This is a genomic window from Arenibacter algicola (assembly GCF_000733925.1).
Taxonomy (GTDB): domain Bacteria; phylum Bacteroidota; class Bacteroidia; order Flavobacteriales; family Flavobacteriaceae; genus Arenibacter; species Arenibacter algicola.
This window is the reverse complement of record NZ_JPOO01000003.1, coordinates 2,535,905-2,554,981: the sequence shown is the minus strand read 5'-3', so window position 1 is coordinate 2,554,981 and position 19,077 is coordinate 2,535,905. Positions and strand designations below refer to the sequence as shown.

15 protein-coding genes, 1 tRNA gene and 2 pseudogenes are annotated in these 19,077 nt (G+C 38.8%); 8 read left to right on the top strand and 10 right to left on the bottom strand.

Features of this window, described 5'->3' with window-relative positions; translation table 11 throughout:
• Window positions 1-60 precede the first annotated feature (60 nt).
• The 6 genes from U735_RS26095 to U735_RS0121530 all read right to left on the bottom strand — a co-directional run bounded on the left by U735_RS26095 (window position 61) and on the right by U735_RS0121530 (window position 7,077).
• Entirely contained in the window at window positions 61-186 is a 126-nt protein-coding gene (locus U735_RS26095; protein ID WP_262482706.1) for a hypothetical protein, read from the bottom strand.
• A gap of 86 nt (window positions 187-272) precedes the next feature.
• Window positions 273-2,009: a helix-turn-helix domain-containing protein gene (locus U735_RS0121550; protein WP_031445803.1), complete on the bottom strand. Its 1,737-nt coding sequence runs from the start codon at window positions 2,007-2,009 to the stop codon at window positions 273-275.
• Window positions 2,006-3,304, bottom strand: coding sequence for an HlyD family secretion protein (locus U735_RS0121545; protein WP_031445802.1), 1,299 nt, complete (start codon window positions 3,302-3,304; stop codon window positions 2,006-2,008). The genes U735_RS0121550 and U735_RS0121545 overlap by 4 nt, the downstream gene beginning before the upstream one ends.
• A 5-nt stretch (window positions 3,305-3,309) precedes the next feature.
• On the bottom strand, window positions 3,310-5,487 hold the full coding sequence (locus U735_RS0121540) for a peptidase domain-containing ABC transporter (protein ID WP_232233303.1): 2,178 nt from the start codon (window positions 5,485-5,487) through the stop codon (window positions 3,310-3,312).
• Between the two features lie 646 nt (window positions 5,488-6,133).
• Window positions 6,134-6,207 (bottom strand) — tRNA-Ala (locus tag U735_RS0121535).
• 72 nt (window positions 6,208-6,279) lie between these two features.
• Window positions 6,280-7,077 carry a universal stress protein gene (locus U735_RS0121530; protein ID WP_031445800.1) on the bottom strand — a complete coding sequence of 266 codons (798 nt, stop codon included), beginning with the start codon at window positions 7,075-7,077 and terminating at the stop codon, window positions 6,280-6,282.
• Window positions 7,078-7,233: 156 nt separating this feature from the next.
• On the opposite strand from U735_RS0121530, the pseudogene U735_RS24745 reads away from it, so the two are divergent.
• The 4 genes and pseudogenes from U735_RS24745 to U735_RS0121505 all read left to right on the top strand — a co-directional run bounded on the left by U735_RS24745 (window position 7,234) and on the right by U735_RS0121505 (window position 10,415).
• Window positions 7,234-7,734 (top strand): annotated as a pseudogene (locus tag U735_RS24745) (GNAT family N-acetyltransferase).
• A gap of 12 nt (window positions 7,735-7,746) precedes the next feature.
• Complete coding sequence (locus U735_RS0121520) at window positions 7,747-9,081, top strand: MATE family efflux transporter (protein ID WP_031445799.1); 1,335 nt, start codon at window positions 7,747-7,749, stop codon at window positions 9,079-9,081.
• Window positions 9,082-9,164: 83 nt separating this feature from the next.
• A complete protein-coding gene (locus U735_RS0121510; protein WP_031445798.1) occupies window positions 9,165-9,935 on the top strand; it encodes an enoyl-CoA hydratase/isomerase family protein in 771 nt (256 codons plus the stop codon).
• Window positions 9,936-9,938: 3 nt separating this feature from the next.
• Complete coding sequence (locus U735_RS0121505) at window positions 9,939-10,415, top strand: DUF4199 domain-containing protein (protein WP_031445797.1); 477 nt, start codon at window positions 9,939-9,941, stop codon at window positions 10,413-10,415.
• A 158-nt stretch (window positions 10,416-10,573) separates the two neighbouring features.
• Here the strand turns inward: U735_RS0121505 and U735_RS0121500 are convergent, their stop codons facing one another.
• A complete protein-coding gene (locus tag U735_RS0121500) occupies window positions 10,574-11,218 on the bottom strand; it encodes a 2OG-Fe(II) oxygenase (RefSeq protein WP_031445796.1) in 645 nt (214 codons plus the stop codon).
• 195 nt (window positions 11,219-11,413) lie between these two features.
• Here U735_RS0121500 and U735_RS0121495 point away from each other — a divergent pair, with 195 nt between their 5' ends.
• From U735_RS0121495 to U735_RS0121485, 3 genes are read left to right on the top strand one after another with little or no spacing between them, the layout of a single operon-like run.
• Window positions 11,414-12,622: a CehA/McbA family metallohydrolase domain-containing protein gene (locus U735_RS0121495; protein ID WP_031445795.1), complete on the top strand. Its 1,209-nt coding sequence runs from the start codon at window positions 11,414-11,416 to the stop codon at window positions 12,620-12,622.
• Between the two features lie 40 nt (window positions 12,623-12,662).
• The gene (locus U735_RS0121490) at window positions 12,663-13,112 is read left to right on the top strand and encodes a 6-pyruvoyl trahydropterin synthase family protein (RefSeq protein WP_031445794.1); all 450 of its coding nucleotides are present in this window, start codon (window positions 12,663-12,665) and stop codon (window positions 13,110-13,112) included.
• A 19-nt stretch (window positions 13,113-13,131) separates the two neighbouring features.
• Window positions 13,132-13,899, top strand: coding sequence for a UDP-2,3-diacylglucosamine diphosphatase (locus tag U735_RS0121485; protein WP_031445793.1), 768 nt, complete (start codon window positions 13,132-13,134; stop codon window positions 13,897-13,899).
• 144 nt (window positions 13,900-14,043) lie between these two features.
• Here the strand turns inward: U735_RS0121485 and recJ are convergent, their stop codons facing one another.
• From recJ to U735_RS0121470, 3 genes are read right to left on the bottom strand one after another with little or no spacing between them, the layout of a single operon-like run.
• Complete coding sequence (recJ, locus tag U735_RS0121480; RefSeq protein WP_031445792.1) at window positions 14,044-15,762, bottom strand: single-stranded-DNA-specific exonuclease RecJ; 1,719 nt, start codon at window positions 15,760-15,762, stop codon at window positions 14,044-14,046.
• A gap of 5 nt (window positions 15,763-15,767) precedes the next feature.
• Window positions 15,768-17,678 (bottom strand): peptide-N-glycosidase F-related protein, encoded by a 1,911-nt coding sequence (locus U735_RS0121475; RefSeq protein WP_031445791.1) that lies wholly within the window; start codon window positions 17,676-17,678, stop codon window positions 15,768-15,770.
• 23 nt (window positions 17,679-17,701) lie between these two features.
• Window positions 17,702-18,121: an OsmC family protein gene (locus U735_RS0121470; protein WP_031445790.1), complete on the bottom strand. Its 420-nt coding sequence runs from the start codon at window positions 18,119-18,121 to the stop codon at window positions 17,702-17,704.
• 55 nt (window positions 18,122-18,176) lie between these two features.
• On the opposite strand from U735_RS0121470, the pseudogene U735_RS24740 reads away from it, so the two are divergent.
• Window positions 18,177-18,767 (top strand): annotated as a pseudogene (locus U735_RS24740) (carboxymuconolactone decarboxylase family protein).
• Window positions 18,768-19,077: the final 310 nt, after the last annotated feature.

The window sequence follows — 19,077 nt, the reverse complement described above, 5'->3', positions numbered from 1 at the left end:
TTCAACATAGAAAGTTAAGACCGGTTGAATTGGTCCCTAATCATAAATTATATCTTAGCCTTAATCTCTGTGCCCTCTTTTTGGCCTTTTTATTTTATCCGTATCTATAGGTCCATCTACACCTCCCTTGATTTTGGTAAGTGACTTTAAAGCTCTTTTCTTGTAGTCTTCCATTTTTTTTCTCATGACATTGAATTTATAGATTAACAAATAATTGTGCCAAACCAAGTTAGTCCGATTTTACATATACTCCAGATAACATAAACCACCATTTATAAATGACGTGCATTTTCTCTATTCTTTAGTTCCTTCAATAACTTGGAAGGATATACCCCCGTCTTGGCATAAAATGCTTTAGAGAAAGATTCCCCAGTTTTGAATCCAAAGGTGTCGGCCAATCCCTGATAATTGTATTTCAAGAGTTGGGGATCCTTGGAAAGCATTTCAATTGCGAAAGTAATTTTTAGATCCTTTAAATAATTGGGGAAACTCATTTCTTTGTAATGATTTACAATCGTGGACAAATAAGTGGTATTACTGTCCATATCTTGAGCCAATTGGGCCATATCCAAATCTTTGCTCAAATAAAGGTCGGACTTTTCAAATGCCTCCAATTTCAATAGAAGGTCGTTCCGGATATCTTCGGGAACGGAATTTGGGTGGACACCTACCTTTTTGGAAGAAGATTTAACCGACTTGGAATCTTGCAACAATCTTCTGACTATTTTTTTGGTCTTTCTAGCCCTAACATAAAAGTGTATTCCGGCCAAAAAAGCTAGACACGTCATAATACCCAATACAAGATTCATGGAATTTTTGGCCTTAAGCTGCTCCTCAGCCCTTTTCTTTTGTTGTTTCAGATAGGGAAGATCATATGCTACCGTAGCCTGTTGAATAATTCCTTTTTGCTCAGTTGTCATCAAACTATCAAAATAAATAAGTTTTTCGATGGACTCAATTTCCCGTTGCTGATCATCATTTAATCCATAATGCATAACCAATTGTTGATATACATCTTTTATAGCATCAAATGGTTTATTGGTTTCCTCTACAATTGAATCGACTTGTTGAAAGTAGCGAATGGCCAAGTTATTGTTTCCCGTTTGCTGGGCAATTTTAGCTAAATAATAAAGTTTCATGGCCTGGCTATTTCCATCCAACAAATGGGTATATTTTAACAAAGTATCTTTAGCTTTTTGAAAATCATCCCCATAGTAGTCCAACTGCGCACCTACCAGGACGAAATCACGATATTCCATGCTGTCATTATTTGTTATTGCCTTTTTTATTCCAATATTATAATACAGACGTGACGAGTCCAACTGGGACAATCGTAGGTGTGCAAGGGTAAGGTTATACATCAATAGCATATAATCCTCGTAATGTGTATGTTCATAATCTTTCTCCTTTTTTAATAATTTCAACGTTCTGGTATAAATATCTGCTGCGGCATGAGGTTGACCGTTAAGGTTGCGTATGGCAGCAATGGCCATAGAGCAGGTAATTTGGTCCTCTAAATTCATTTTGTTCACGGCATGGTTATATGCGGTTATATAATTTTGCATTGCCAATTGATAATCCCGTTTATCATAATAGATAATTGCCTTAAGAATATAGCCAAAGGTTGGATGTTCCGAATGGTCACTATCCTTGGTCGCTAGAATAATTGAATCCGCATAGGAAACCGCCAATTCAGGCTCCTCAATAATGGTTCTATAATAATAAGCATTGGCCAATTCAATAGGATTGGCCTCATTTTTAGCTTTACGGGCATGAACTTCTGTAAGAACTCGAAGTCTTTGTAGAGATTTGTTTCCATAAGCCTCATCTTGCATATCCATAAGACTTTCATAGCTCCTGCTTAATAAATAATCCACATCCCAAAAAAGTGTATCCTGAGGCGTTCCGGCTTCCTGGGCAAAAGACAATGTTAAAATTGAACATAAGAATACCGAACCTATCATAAAGTCTAATCCTAGAATTCGATATTTTACGCTATCTCCCATCATTGTTTCGTATGTGACCAGAGGTGTCTGAATTGATAAAAAATTCGTTCAAGAAGTGTAATTTCCTCTAAAATTATTTCCGCACTTCCAATCATTTCCTGTTTAAATTCCAATATCTTTCCATATGATGTTTCTAGATCCATAATCTGTACATACACCACATAGCCCTCGTTTTCACCTTTGGTGGGCACCTCCGAAATTATTTTCACTTCTCCATCAAGTGTGCCCCATTCCCTATATGGGTAATTCTCCAATTTTATAATGACACGTTGCCCCGGTTTTATTTTTCCAGAGTTGCGAATAGGAACTTGACACCTACCCAACAGCTCTTGGCTCTCTTTCGGGGCCACTGTAAATACCACTTGATTTTCTTTTATGTTTTGATGTTTGCCCCAAACCTCGAAAAAAGAGATTCGACCTTGTATAGGGCTCTTCAAAAGATTCTGTTCCTCCCATTCGTATAAGGCAGAAATTAACTCCTCTTGCTCCAACTCTAACTTGGAACTATAAATGCCCTCATTTTTTATATGGGAATTATCAAACTGCATTTTACGGTTTTGAGTACTAGCCCAAAGCAGTCGCAATTGGTTCAATTGTTGTTCTTGGTTACCATATTCCCGTTGGGTTTTCAAATATCCAATTTCCTTATTTTCAAGATCCTGCATGGATATCACTCCCTTTTTGAAAAGGTCTTGATAACGATCAAAGTCGGTTTTGGCTATCTCAAGATCCCGCTGTATACCATTAATTTCTTTTATTTTGTTTTCAATGCTTTTGGTTTGCCCTATAAGCTGTTGTTGTAATTGAGATTCCTCCAAAGCCTCATTACCAAAGGCATTATAAAAAATTAGGTTGCGGTAGGCATTGAGAAATCTATTATAAAAAGGACGGATTTGACTGCCTAACCTCAGATGACTTGGAAATTGATCTGACAAGGACTTTAAATTCATAACCAGGGGATATTCCTCTGAAAGTTTTTCTTTTAGTGCGATAATATCAGTGACATCCCCAGTGTTTTCCATAACTCCTAAAACTGCACCCTTGGTAACAATATCACCTGCATCAAAGGTTACTTCCACCACTCTTCCCGTCCTTTTTGCCCTTATATGTACTGGAGGTTCAGTAGTCGTCAATATCACTGATGCCGTTATACTCTCATTATAGGAAAATAAGTAAGCAAACCCAACTGCAAAGACAAAAAAACCAAATACCAAAACTATACCCCATCTTAATATCCAGTTGGGATCTTTTTTTAAGTAAACTTCCTCCTCGTATATGTACATACCGTAGTCTTTCATAAGACCTATAATTGGTTTATGATTAGTTCATGATATCTTCCTTGCAACTTTATGAGCTCGTGATGGCAACCTTTTTCCACAATCTTTCCTTTGTCCATGACTATTATCTGATCTGCCTTACGCACAGTTGAAAGTCGGTGGGCAACAATTACAACGGTCTTATCCATGCAAAAAGATTTTAGGTTCTCGGAAATGACCTTCTCATTTTCGGCATCCAAGGCACTTGTTGCCTCATCAAAAAAGATATAGTCAGGATTTTTATAAATAGCCCTCGCAATTAGCAAGCGTTGTTTTTCACCTCCACTTAGTATACTGCCCTGTTCTCCAATTAGGGCATCATACCCTAGGGGTAGATTTTCTAACAAGTCGGTAAGATTTGCAATAGCCGCAGCTTCTATCAAACGTTTCCTATTTGTAGGTTTGTTTCCTCCCGATTCGGTTATATTCCTTTCCAAAGTATCATTGAATAAACTGCCATCTTGAAGAACTGCGCCACAATGTTCCCTCCACTTTTTAGCATTTACAAATTTCAAGTGCTCTTCTCCTATTTTAATGTTACCCTTTTTAGGTTCATATAATTTGAGCAATAATTTCAATAAGGTTGTTTTTCCTGAACCACTTTGCCCGACAATAGCCGTAGTCTTCCCCTTGGGTATGATGATAGATACGTCATCCAAAACCTTTTTTGAGGCACTCTCTCCATATCCAAAGTCCACATTGGAAATGACAATATCTCCAGAAACTATGACATTGGTTCCATTTGGGGAAACTTCAATATGCCGGGAATGGACTTCCGACAGGCGCTTAAGGGACAGAGTGGCACGTTGTAGCCCAACTATAAAGTCTAAAGTGTTTGATATTGGGATGGAAAGACTGCCTACAATAAATTGAATGGCCAACATAGTCCCCAGCGTAATTTCCCCATAAACCACTGCCTTTGCCGACCAAAATATTATTAAAATACTGGTCATTTCATTTAGCAAATAGCCTCCCTTTAACTGAACTTGATCAACTTTTAAAATATTGGTTTTTAAACGGTACAACTTTGCCTGAACCTTTTTCCATTCCAATTTCCGCCGTTGCTCAGATCCATTGAGCTTAATTTCTCTAATTGCAGATATCAATTGAATTAAAAGTGACTGATCTTGTCTGTTCAGGTTAAACAGTTTATGATCCAAGAAGGCCTTTCTCTTTAAAAACAAGAGCGTCCAAAACCCAAATAGGAATGTTCCTATCATGAAAATCAACAAAACATCGGTATTGAAGTAACCTAACACCAATCCGAAGACCAGTATGCTGAACAGATCGAAGGCAATGGAAAGGGAACGACCACCTAAAAATTCATCAATTCGATGGTGATCATAGATTCGCTGCATAAAATCGCCCTTGGTCTTCGAATCGAAATAGGTAATGGGCAGAAGTAACAATTTATCCAGAAAATCAGAAATCATTGCAATGTTGATTTGCGTAGACATATGCAACAGAAGCCAATCCCGGATAATTTCGGATGCCAGCCGAGTCGAAAAAAGAAAAACCTGGGCTATTACTACAAGGTAGATGAAACTTAAATTTTCATAGTCTATGCCATAATCTACAAGGCTTTGGGTTAGAAAGGGAAGTAATAACTGTATTATCGTTGCTAGTAAAAGGCCAAGACACAATTGCCCTATGTACTTTTTATAGGGCAACAGATAATGATAAAGATATTGCAGCCCTAATGGAGAAGTACCATCCTCTTGATTGTTAAGGAATTGGCGATTAGGTTCAATAAGTAGAAGAATGCCCTTGCCATGTTGTTTTCCAACCCATTTCTCAACAAATTCTCTGTAGCTATATTTAACCAACCCAATAGCGGGATCGGATACATAAATAAGCTTTTTGGACGTGCCATGGACTACAATAAAATGATTGTTTTCCCAATGAGCTATGGCCGGTAGCGGAACATCTTTTACCAACTCTACAAAGTCAGCTCGTATTCCGACAGTGTCGAATCCTATATTATCCAAAGCTTCAGATATTCCGGCCAAGGATACACCACCCGTTCGTAAGTTTGAAATCTGTCTGAGATAATCTAAACTGTATTCCTTTCCATAATGTTTGGCAATGATCTTGACACATGTTGGCCCACAATCCATTTGATCGAGCTGTCGGTAATTCGGAAAATGGTTGGTACCAAACATCATCTGTATTCCAATTACAATATCTCAAAATAACCCAAAAATCCAGATGAAATTTTAGGCTTTGAAGATGGTTTATAAATGAAGACCGATTAGTCTTGAATATTCTTTACATGAACTACACTTGGCTCGTAATTATCGCATTTAACAGTAAATGTGATTCTTGGATGGTATGGACCAAGAATAATTAACGGGGAGAAAAAAGGAACAATTGGAATTAACCTGTAAAAAGATACAATAAATGTAGGAAATAAAACAATGTTGTGTAAAAAATTCAAAATAACTGATCCAAATTAGCGGGTTAATTAAAATATATGCCGAGAAATGGGTAAGTCAAGTGAATTATATTTAAAGTACATCGATTGTATATTGTTAAAATTTTGACTGGTATAAAAATCGGATTTCTTATCGAATAGGATAAGGCAAGTGCAAACTAAATAATTTTCAAGACATTGATTGAACTCTAAATTTTAAGGTTTCATCTTCATGCAATCTTAAAATCTTCAATTAAACGATAATAAACAATATCAAATGGAGTAAGAAATAGTTAAAGTTCTGTTAAAAATAAAAAGTGAGCCTAAAGTGAGCCTTTTTTCAATTTTAGGGAAAATAAAAAAGCTCCCAATCTCTTGGAAGCCCTGTGTTTGTTGAGTGGAGAATACCGGAGTCGAACCGGTGACCTCTTGCCTGCCAGGCAAGCGCTCTAGCCAGCTGAGCTAATCCCCCAAATTTGGCTGCCGCAAAGAAAATACTTTTTCCAACATAATCAAAGTACAATTACAGCTAATTCCAAATTTCTTAATCTTTCTTTACACTTAGGACCAAAACAGGTACCGGGGCATAAAATTCCGATTTAAGGATTGTGTTCCTTTCCCATAGCTTTTTAAAGAATCCCCTTTTTCTCCTAAAAACACATAATAAGTCTGGATGTTTGGCCTCAAAATGCTGCAGAACCCCCAAATAGGTCGATGGGTTTTCAGATTGGGTAAGTTCAGAACTCAGGCCCATTAAGGACATGTTTATTTTAAGGTCTTCCTTAGTGTAGCCAGGGGTTTTTACAAACAACAGGCTCACCTTGGAATCGAATTTTTTCTTGATTTCAACCAATGGGTATAAAATACTTTTCTGCTTTAATACTCCGGATTTAAAGGCGGTCAAAATTGTTTTAAACGGTTTAAAAACGGTCCCTTTTGGTACAATAAGGGTAGGGATATCGGTTTGTTTAACTATTTTTCCGGAAGTATTTCCTAGGTAATATTCTTCTTGGATGTCATTACTCCTGGGGGCCAAAATAATTAGATCAATCCCCAAATCCCTGTCAATATCCTTAAGTCCATCAACAATATCACCATTATATGTGGCAATCTTTATGTTAATATTCCTCGCATCCACTTTGTCTATGACCCCTTTTATGTGCTCCTTGGTGCGCTCGTCCAGTTTTTCCCTGATATTGGCCAAACTGCTGGCACTGGAACTTACACTAAATACTTCCATTACATAAATGTTGGAGTCAAATTCGGTAGCAAAATCCACCGCATATTGTAATGTTTCATGGGCATTTTCAGAGGTTCCTATAGGAACAAGGATATTTTTCATCGGTTCAGTATTAATTGTTTTTAGCGCCTATACTTGTTTGTTGGTCAGACATGGCGTAGTTAAACATCTTGGTTATTACCAAATAAGGGTATCTTCCCTTATTTTGATATCATTATTCATGAATAGCATAAATTTACAAATTAAATTCAACCGTTCATGATTCGATTGGCAAAGATATTGGAAATTCCGGATATTCTGAATATTACACAGGCATGTGGAAAAAGCATGATAGACCAGGGCATTTATCAGTGGAACGAGTATTATCCTTCTAAAGAAGCCTTTGAAAAGGATGTTGCCCGTAAGGAACTTTATGTTTTGGAGGAAAATGATGAAATAATTGGGACAATAGTAGTGTCCACGCTAATGGATGTGGAATATTATCCCATTAATTGGTTAACGCCCAATAGAAACAATGTTTACATTCATCGCTTGGCAGTGCATCCTAAAAAACAAAGAAAAGGCTATGCCCAGGATTTAATGAATTTTGCAGAGGATTATGCCCGTAAAGGCGGGTTTATTTCCGTAAGGCTTGATACCTTTAGTAAAAATAGCCGCAATAATAAATTCTATTAGGCCCGGGGGTATCAGCAGCTTGGGGATATATATTTCCCCAAACAGAGTGAATTTCCCTTTCATTGTTATGAGCTAATTTTATAAAATATTTCTTTTTTGAAGACCCCGATCAATTTTAAAACGATTAATAATCTTGCCATTCCCGCTACTATTGCGGGCATTGCAGAACCAATACTATCTATAACCGATACGGCCATAGTAGGCAACATTCCCCAAGACGGCATGGAGTCCTTGGCGGCAGCAGGAATAGTGGGTTCGTTTTTGTCTATGTTGATTTGGATATTGGGGCAGACACGTAGCGCCATTTCCGCTATAATTTCACAATACTTGGGCGCGGACAAGTTGGAAAGGGTTAAAACCCTTCCGGCACAAGCCATTTTCCTGAACATTGTGTTGAGTATTGTGATTCTCCTTTCTACCGTTTTTGTCGTGGAGGAAATATTTGTTTTGCTCAACGCTTCCGGTAAAATTCTGGAGCTCTGTATTTCTTACTACTCCATAAGGGTATGGGGTTTTCCCTTAACCTTGTTCGTATTTGCCGTTATGGGAATTTTTAGAGGTTTGCAGAATACCTATTATCCTATGTTGATTGCCATTACCGGAGCTGTTTTAAATATAATATTGGATTTTATTTTGGTATATGGGGTGGAAGGGATTATTTCCCCCATGTATTTGGAAGGGGCGGCATGGGCCAGTTTAATTGCCCAAGGTATAATGGCTGTCATGGCCTTTGTACTCCTGGTTACAAAAACAAATATCAGCCTTAGACTTAAATTCCCCCTACACCCGGAATTGGGTAGATTGGTGGTCATGAGCCTAAACCTTTTTGTAAGGGCTCTTGCCTTGAACATTGCCTTAATTTTGGCAGTTAGGGAGGCAACTGCCCTAGGGGACAAGTATATAGGGGCACATACCATTGCTATTAATCTTTGGCTTTTTTCGGCTTTTTTTATTGATGGCTATGGTGCTGCCGGGAATATTATGGGAGGTAAGCTATTGGGTGCCAAAAACTATGACGGACTTTGGGATTTGGCGAAAAAAATAATGCTCTACGGTTTTGTGATAAGCTTGATACTTGCTGCGGTGGGCTTCTTGTTCTATAGGCCCATTGGGCGTATATTTTCCAATGACCTAACGGTATTGCAAGCCTTCTATTCCATATTTTTTATCCTTATTCTTGGGATTCCAATGAATATGGTAGCCTTTGTTTTCGACGGACTTTTTAAAGGTTTAGGGGAAATGAAATACCTTAGGAATGTTTTATTGGTGGCCACTTTCCTAGGCTTTGTTCCTATACTCTTTCTTGGAAAATTCCTGGGTTGGGGCCTCTATGGCATATGGATAGCCTTTACTCTTTGGATGTTTATTCGTGGTGGGGCCTTGGTATGGAAATTTAGGCGAAAGTTTCGTCCGCTACTTCAAAACGTTTAAATTTGAAACACCGCACTTTGTTTTTTTAGAAAAATTTCGAAGGTGTAGGAATATTTAATTTGAATACCACTAACCATAATAATATGGGCACTAGCCGATCTAACGGAAGTTTATATACCAGCATCGTCAATGGTGTGGCCACAGTAGAATTTGGACATCCTGCCAGCAATTCATTTGTATCGGAACTATTGGAAAGGCTCACCAAGACCTTGGTGGAATTATCCAATAAGGAGGAGGTCTCGGTAATTCTAATAAAATCTGAAGGGAATAGGGCATTCTGTGCCGGAGCCTCCTTTGATGAATTATTGGAAGTGGACAATTTATCCGAAGGTAAAATATTTTTCAGTGGGTTTGCCCATCTTATCAATGCCATGCGGACCTGTAAAAAGCTTATAGTGGGCAGGGTACAAGGTAAAGCCGTTGGCGGAGGGGTAGGAATTATAGCTGCCTGCGATTACGTATTTGCCGTAGAAGCGGCTTCCATTCGCTTATCAGAACTAACCATCGGTATAGCGCCTTTGGTGATTGCACCAGCGGTACAGCGAAAAATTGGTGTTGCCGGCTTGTCGGAACTGTCGCTTTCCCCCAATGAGTGGAAAAATGCCTACTGGGCAAAGGAAAAGGGGCTGTTTTCCAAGGTCTTTGATAAACAGGATGAAATGGACAAGGAATTGGATATTTTTACGGAAAAATTGGCCAAGTATAATCCCGAGGCTATGGAGGAATGGAAAAAAGTGCTCTGGGAAGGTACGGGACATTGGGACACTTTATTGACCAACAGGGCAGAAATAACCGGACGTTTGGCAATCTCTGAAGAAACTAAGCAAGCATTGGAAAAATTCAAAAATAAATAGATTATGAGCAAGTTCCGCATTGAAATTAAATGGGCCATTATTTTTGCATTGGCAACCCTGCTTTGGATGGCCTTTGAGAAATCTATGGGCTGGCACGATGTACTCATAGAAAAGCACGCTATATATACCAACTTTTTTGCTATCATAGCTATAGCAGTTTATGTATTGGCCCTATTGGACAAAAGAAAGGTGGATTACAATGGAAAAATGAGTTGGAAACAGGGATTTATCAGTGGTATCATTTTAAGTGTGATCATTGCCGTAATAAGTCCGTTGACACAATACATTACGAGTAATTTTATTACACCTGAATATTTTACAAATATTATTAATTTTGTGGTGGATTCGGGGAAAATGGATCAAGAAGCTGCGGAGAGTTATTTTAATTTGAATAGCTATATCATTCAAAGTCTTTTTGGTGCATTGACCATGGGAATCGTTACTTCGGCGATTGTGGCGTTTTTTGTGAAGAAGCAATAACTGGAACAGTTCACCGTTTTATTTTTTAAAACTTTTCTAATGGATATTTTATCGTTCTTGAACGGGAACTTCGTTTTCCCTCTACTAGCCTTGGTTTTATTGGTAGTTTATTTCGTTAATCGAATTAAAAACAATAGAAAATATAAAAGATAAGTCGGTTATCTGGTCTTTAACCACCCAGTGATGCTAAGTCGTTCGCGATGGGCAGGTTTTACCTCGTGCTCCAATTCTTGACTTTCAAAAATAACGACCCTTCCCGGAAAGGGGGCAATATGTTTTGCCTCTTCCCCATTTTCCGTGGGTAAGTATAGTACCAATTCACCACCATCTTTATCTGCCACCCAATCTGGTTCATTTAGATAACAGACCATGGAAAGTTTACGCCTATCATCATTCTGAAAAGTGTCCAAATGCCTTTTGTAAAAAGTGCCTTCAGGATATATGGCATAGTGAAATTCCTTGAATAGGATTCCCATAAAACAGGTCTTGTTCAGATAATTGGCCAATTCATTAATTTTTAGAAAAAACTGTTGTTCCAGTATATCCTTACTGCTTTCATCCATCCACAGGATAAAATCGCCACGGATTGCCTTTATGATCAATTCATTGACACGATTTCCTATAGCTGCTTTTTTAAATTGATCCTCCTCATATTTGGCCAGGAGTGAATCCCTTAATTGGGCCACATCCTCCGGAGAGAAAAAATCATCTACAATACTGTATTTCTGTATTAGGATATCATCTATCACTTTTTCAAAAAGAGGATTCTCCTTAAACTCCAGTTGTTCAAATAGTTCTGCCAAGTTTGTATGGTTTTAAAAATCGGACAAAAATAGACGAAAATGCTATTGGTTTTACACAGCATGTTAAGTGTGTCTTAATTGTCCCTAAACGTTTATTATTTAATTGTAATGTTTATTATTGATTTTTAGCTTATTCCCTGATTTCTAATACATTTTCATTAACTTTTGGGCTTCAATTTCCAAATTACTCTATAAATGAAACATGTTTTACCCTCTATTTTGTTAATTATGGCTTTTCTAATGGAAAGCTGTGGAGATAGTAATAAAAGTACTGATACAGCTGTAAATAAAAAGTGGTACAAAGGTAATCTTCATACCCATTCGTTCTGGAGCGATGGGGACGAGTTTCCTGAGACTATTCTGGAGTGGTATAAGTCGCACGACTATCAATTCATTGCCCTATCGGACCATAATACCGTTTCTATGGAGGAAAAATGGATACAGGTCAGGGAAGATTCCATTTATCAAAAAAGCTTTGAGAACTATTTGGCAACTTATGGGGAGGATTGGGTAGAGCATAAAACGGACTCCGGAAAGGTGCATGTAAAATTAAAGACGTATACGGAGTATAGGGATCTTTTTGAGAAAGCGGAAGAATTTTTAGTCATTCATTCGGAAGAAATTACGGACAGGTACGAGGACAAACATGTACATATGAACGCTAGCAATATTCAGGAAAAAATAGATCCCCAGGGGGGTAATAGTATTTCGGAAGTCATGCAGAACAATCTGGATGCGGTACTTAAACAACGGAAAGAAACGGGAGTTCCTATTATGCCACATATAAATCATCCCAACTTTTATTACAGTATTAGTCTTGACGACATGATATCCTTGAAGGGAGAGCGCTTTTTTGAAGTGTACAACGGTCATCCCATGGTTCATAATATGGGAGATTCAACACATATTTCTACGGAGGAAATGTGGGATCAGATCAATATATCCTATATAACGGCCAAAAAACCCATTATGTATGGTTTGGCAACCGATGATTCCCATAATTACCATAAAATGGGTAATAAATGGAGTAATTCCGGCAGGGGTTGGGTAATGGTACAGTCCGATACCTTGTCTGCTCCCTCATTGATAGAGGCTATGGAAAGGGGCGACTTCTATTCTACCACTGGGGTTACCCTTAAAACTTTGGAATTTGGAGACAAGACCTTGAAGGTGGAAGTGGAACCGGAAACAGGTATTGAATATAATATAACTTTTCTTGGATGTCTTAAAGGGGAAACCGAAGTCAAGGAGTTGAAGGCTGTGAAGGGCGGTTCTGCCAGTTTCGAGCTAACGGATGATATACTCTTTGTAAGGAGTAAAATATCTTCTACAAAACTTCAGAAAAACCCAATAGAGGACATCAAATACGAATCTGCTTGGACACAGCCCATACTCAATGATTAGTTTCCCAGAATAAATTACCTTTGCAGTCCAAATAAATAATATGGGCAACATTCGTATTACCAAACAGTTTAATTTTGAAACTGGACATGCCTTGTTCGGTTATGATGGTAAATGTAGAAATGTACATGGGCATAGTTATAAGCTTTCAGTAACCGTAATAGGGAAGCCTATTACCGATACTGCACACGTAAAATTGGGAATGGTCATAGATTTTGGGGATTTGAAGAGAATTGTGAAGGAAGAGATTGTGGATCAATTTGACCATGCTACAGTTTTTAATAAAAATACTCCGCATGTGGAATTGGCACAGGAACTAACGGATAGGGGGCACAATGTAATATTGGCCAATTATCAACCTACCAGTGAAAATATGGTTTTGGATTTTGCAGATAGAATAAAGGCCAGATTGCCAAAAAACATCAGCCTACATTCTTTAAAGCTACAGGAAACCGACACCTCCTTTGCAGAGTGGTACGCTTCTGATAATTAAAAAGGCCTGCATGAAAACTATTGACGTTCCCGCGGGCAAGAAAATATACTTCTCTAGTGATAATCATTTGGGGGCTCCTACCAAGGACCTTAGTTTTCCACGAGAAAAGAGGTTTGTGGCTTGGTTGGATACCGTAAAAGAGGATGCTTCCGCTATTTTTCTCCTTGGGGATCTTTTCGATTTTTGGTTCGAGTATAAAACGGTAGTGCCCAAGGGCTTTACCCGTACCTTGGGGAAATTGGCAGAAATTACCGATTCGGGCATTCCGGTATACTATTTTGTGGGGAACCATGATTTATGGATGAACGGATATTTTGAAGAGGAGTTGAACATTCCTGTATATCACGAACCACAATCCTTTTTATTAAATGGTAAGTCATTTTTAATTGGACATGGTGATGGTTTGGGTCCTGGGGACAAAGGGTACAAGCGGATGAAAAAAGTATTCACCAACCCCGTATCCAAATGGCTGTATAATTGGTTGCATCCCGATTTTGGCGTAAAACTGGCCCAATATCTTTCCGTAAAGAACAAAATGATTTCCGGGGATGAGGATATTAAATTTCTTGGGGAGGAGAACGAATGGCTGGTGCAATACTGTAGACGGAAACTGGAACAGCAGCACTATGATTATTTTGTTTTTGGGCATCGGCACCTGCCTTTGGAAATACCCTTAAATGATAATTCAATCTATGTGAATCTAGGGGATTGGATTTCCTATTTTACTTACGGCGAATTTGATGGGTCTTCCTTATCCCTGAAGAAATATGAGTCTTCCTTAAGCTGAAATACAAGAGATTTTTCGGTCCATCTAGAGGGAAAATCGGAATACTGTTGATTTACCTGCTTGGCATAGTACAATTCGTACTAAAATTTGTAGTTGCAGCCTGTTAATTGTACAATTTATTGATGCATTTTAGTTATCAAAAAATTAAAATTGATAACTATCATGTTCTTTTAGATCCTTTAACTTCATTTGAAGGGCTATTTTACCCTGCCATTCGTTTTCATCCAATGTAAAAACGGCGCTAACGGTTTTGCTTGATACCGTAGGTAAATGCTTACCTAAATTAAACCCAATTGCATCAATTCCCGACCTCCTGGAGCCGTTATTTTTATCAAAAAGCTTACATTTTAAATGTTTTCCTTCTTGTCCTACCACTTTTGCGTAGCCGGTATCGTTAAGATTTTCTACCATGAAAGTAGGGGTCATATTTCCTGGGCCAAAGGGGGCAAATTGTTTAATAATGCGCATCAGCTTTGGAGTAATTTGATCCAAGTTAATTATGGCGTCTACCATAATTTCAGGAGACATTAGATTTGGATCCATGGTATTGGCAACCACTTCCTCAAATTTGGCTTTAAAGGCCTCGTAATTCTCTTCAAGTAAAGTTAATCCGGCGGCATACATATGCCCACCAAATTGTTCAATGGTATCGGAACAGCCCTCCAATGCCTCATATACGTCGAAACCTTTGATGGATCGCGCAGAGGCTGCCAATTTATTGCCGCTCTTTGTAAAGACCAAAGTGGGCCTATAATAAGTTTCAATGAGACGGGAGGCTACAATTCCGATTACCCCCTTATGCCAGGTTTCATTGTATACCACTGAGGTAAAACCTTCCTCTTCTTTGTTTTCTTGTATCTGTAATAGGGCTTCTTGGGCAATGATCTGGTCTAGGTTTCTTCTGTCCGTATTGTATTTCTCTATTTCGGCGGCAAAAAATTCGGCCCGTGCCAAATCGGTTTCCTTTAACAGATTAACCGCGTGTTGCCCGTGCTCCATGCGCCCTGCAGCATTAATTCGCGGAGCAATTATAAAAACCACGTCTGTAATGGTAAGGACTTGTTTTTTTATCTGATTGATGATCGCCTTAAAACCGGCTCTCGGATCTTGGTTGATTACTTGCAGCCCCCAATAGGCCATAACCCGGTTTTCCCCTGTAATGGGCACTATATCTGCCCCTATGGCTGTAGCAACCAAATCCAAATAAGGAACTAAATCTTCAATAGTTTCCCCTTTATTGCTCCCCAATGCCTGGATCAATTTAAATCCTACCCCACAGCCACAAAGTTCGTCATAAGGATAGGAACAATCCGCTCTTTTAGGGTCCAAAACAGCTACTGCATTTGGTAAAGTATTCCCTGGCCTGTGGTGATCACAGATAATAAAGTCGATACCCTTTTCCTTTGCATATTCTACCTTCTCAATGGCCTTAACCCCACAATCCAAGGCAATTATTAGGGAAAAGCTGTTATCCTCGGCAAAATCTATACCTTGATAGGAAACCCCATAGCCTTCGTTATATCGGTCCGGGATATAGGTGGCCACGTTGGGGTAGGTGCTTTCCAAATAGGAGGAAACCAAGGCTACTGCCGTAGTGCCATCCACGTCGTAGTCACCAAAAATCAAAATATTTTCCTGCTCTGCAATGGCCCTTTCTATTCGTTCCACGGCCTTGTCCATATCCTTCATTAAAAAAGGATCGTGAAGGTCTGAAAGCTGTGGCCTAAAAAACCTTTTGGCATCCTCATAGTTGGCAATGCCACGCTGTAATAATAGTTGCGCTACCAGATCTTCCACGTTTAGGGCCGCGGCTAACGCGTCAATTTGTGGTTGTTCGGGTTTTGGTTTAATGGTCCATCGCATGGTAATTACTCCTTTAGCCTAATTCTATTTTTAAATACTTCTTTGCCGTCTATTACAACTTTTAGATAGTAGCGCATTTTAGGCAAATAGGAGAGGTCATATGTAAAAATACCCTTTTTGAAATTTAAGTAGGTATGGGTTTCCACTATTTTTGTCTCATCTTCCTGTTGGGTAATAATGACCTCCACATTTTTTTCGTCATTGGCAAAATAATCCAATGTTACTGGACCCTCGGTTCTGGCAGGGAACATATTTATGGATGGTTCATTGTCCAAATGATAGGTAACCCCAGGTTCTACTCTAAAGTTATACATAATATGGCTCCCAAAGTCGGAATTGAAATGTTTTATGGCCTGCCCCAAAGTATCCAATAGTTTAACGCTACCATTGCCATCCTTTGCCCTGAACCAAAACTCAAGTCCATCCCCTCCTTTATCATGTAACTTAAAAGTATAGTTACCCTTTCGAAGTCTCAGGGTATCCGAATAGATGGTGTAAGGTTTAAGATCTACACTATCTCTTTTGAATATTGGCTTTCCGTAGCTATCGGTAACGGAATATTCATTTTGGCCGGGCTTTTTATTCGTCTTAAAATAGATAATAACGGACTCGGGCAAGATATTGGGTTTGGTATAGACTGAGCTTTTGGAATTATCCAAACCGTAACCATCTTTTTTGCCATTAGGCCTTTTTAATTCTACAAAAAAGCGGGTAGACTCTTTATCACTAAATATCTCTTCGGGCAAGGTTAATAGGGCGGTTTCCCCAAAAGGAATGTCTCCTTTCCATTTAAATTCTTTTGGTTTCTGCCCCTCTAGAAAATAATTTATTACCAAAGATTTTAAATTGTTCTGGCCATTATTCTTTATCCGGATAATGGGAAAAGCTCCCGTTTCATTTTTTCTACTGTGTATTTTTTCGTTGGAAGGGGATATGATATCCACTAAAGCAACGTCATTTTCGGAATTTATCTTGCCATATTCCAGAACATAGGCCACTAAAAGTTCTTTTGCACTTGGCTTTTCCGTTTCATAGGGTTCCATATTAAGGTCAATGGTAAATTCTTGTCCTGAATTTAAGTCAAAACTTACCTCATCTGGTTGCAATAAATAACCGGGGCACCAATTGGCCCGGTCAAAGATCCAGGTCCCGGCTTGTGGATATAAGGGGTTATCTCCACATTCCATCCATAATTGTTTTCTATCGATTACCTTGCCGTTATACAGTATGTCACGGTATTTGTCACAAAATTCCCCACAGCCATTGGCATCCATCCCATGTCCTGTCTGATGAATTTTTACCTTTCCAAAGGAGGATTGGGTACTGGCCTTTAAAGCAACTGGTACCAAGTGATTTTCAATGGGATCTGATTTATCTCCATAACTATAATTGCCATCGTAGACCTTATGTATGGCCAGTTGCTCGGCAACGGGAGTCCCATAAGTAATTTCAAAATCTACGGTAACCTTCCATCCGCGGGTCTTATTGTCTTCGTAACCTGTATGTATATAATCTACCTCGAGGCTATCCCTTAAAATGGGACTAAAATCCGTAATGTCCACTTTCCAATCAAATCGCCAATCTTCCTGAAATCTGCCGCCATAGGGTGTAAGCATTCTAGCAATTTCATAGTTGGTGGTGTCATTCTTTTGCCTCACTTTAATATGGTCAACATAATCCCAGTCTGCACAGCGCATATTGTCAGGGCATTCAAAAGTAAGATTTAAGATTATCTGCCGAATTTCCTTGTTTTTGGGAGGAAAAACGGCCCAATGCTTATAACTATTTTCACCTTTTGACGGATCGGTAACAATGGTTTCCTGGATGTGGGATATTATATTTTCTGTAGCTTGGGCATGCAAGTTTTGTTGTACCAGTATAAAACCGGCTAACAGATATAGAAATCTTTGGATCATAGTAAAAAGAAGAAAGGAAACTATTATTTATCAAAATAAGTCTTAATCTCCAAGGTTGCGAATTGACGGAACATTTCCATTACCCCACAATATTTTTCAACGGAAAGATCAACCGCTCTTTGCAATTTTTTTTCGTTGAGGTTAGCTCCAGTAAAATGATACTCTACCACTACCTTGTCGTAAAATTTAGGGTCCTCCTCGGTTAGGTTGGCAATAGTCTCTATTCTAAACTCTTCCACCTCCAATTTCATTTTTTTAATTAGGGAAGCAACATCCAGACCGGAACAGCCGGCCAAAGCGGTCAACATAAGGGCTTTAGGCCTGTATCCCATGCCTTCTCCCCCATTTTCAGGGGCTACATCTATAATTAGGTTGTTTCCGGACGGATTATTGCTTTCAAAGGCCATATTACCAAGCCATTTGGTAGTGATTTGATTTGTCATGTAGGTGTTTTTTTCGTTACTTGTATAGGTCAAAAATACGCATAATTCACAAATCATGTCCCTTGTAGACCCTTTAGATGCCGATCATGATTCAGCGACCAAAAAGTTGGCTGAAATTTTTAATGAAACTTTGGGTTTCTGTCCTAATTCGGTATTGACCATGCAGCATCGGCCCGCTATTTCCAAGGCATTTATTAATTTAAATATGGCGGTGATGGCAAATGAAGGAAGGGTAAGCTCGGCTTTGAAAAGAATGATGGCCTGGGTAAGCAGTAACGCCACTGGTTGTCGGTATTGTCAAGCGCATGCAATAAGTGCCGCAGAACGTTATGGGGCGGAGCAGGAGCAACTGGATAATATTTGGGAGTACAGGACGCATTCTGCATTCTCAGAGGCCTAACGGGCGGCCTTGGATTTTGCATTGGCGGCTTCCCAGGTACCCAATACCATGAATTCTAAAATAAAAAAAGCCTTATATAAACATTGGGATGAAGGAGAGATAGTGGAAATGTTGGGGGTCATTTCTTTGTTCGGATTTTTAAATCGTTGGAACGACACCATGGGCACTAGCTTAGAGGATGGTGCCATAGAGAGTGGGAAGCAGTATTTGGAAAAATATGGATGGGAGAGGGGCAAACACCTTTAGCGAAAATACTTTCTGTTGCAATTAGGGAACCGTCCCATAAAAATCAATTTGTTTTTTGGGGAAGTTCGTTATTCTATAATATCATTACAGATTTGGGCAAAAATAAAAAGGCAGAGCATAGCTCTACCTTTTTCCCCAAATCTTACCATGAACTTAACCTACTTATGCTATGGTCCTCCAAAAGTAGAGTAATGTATGCTGTGGAAAAAAGGTTTTAGATGAATGTCTCTTTAATAAGTTGAAATACTTCTTATTCGATAAACAGTAGATTATATAGGATGTAATACAGCGGGGTCTGTATATAGAATTG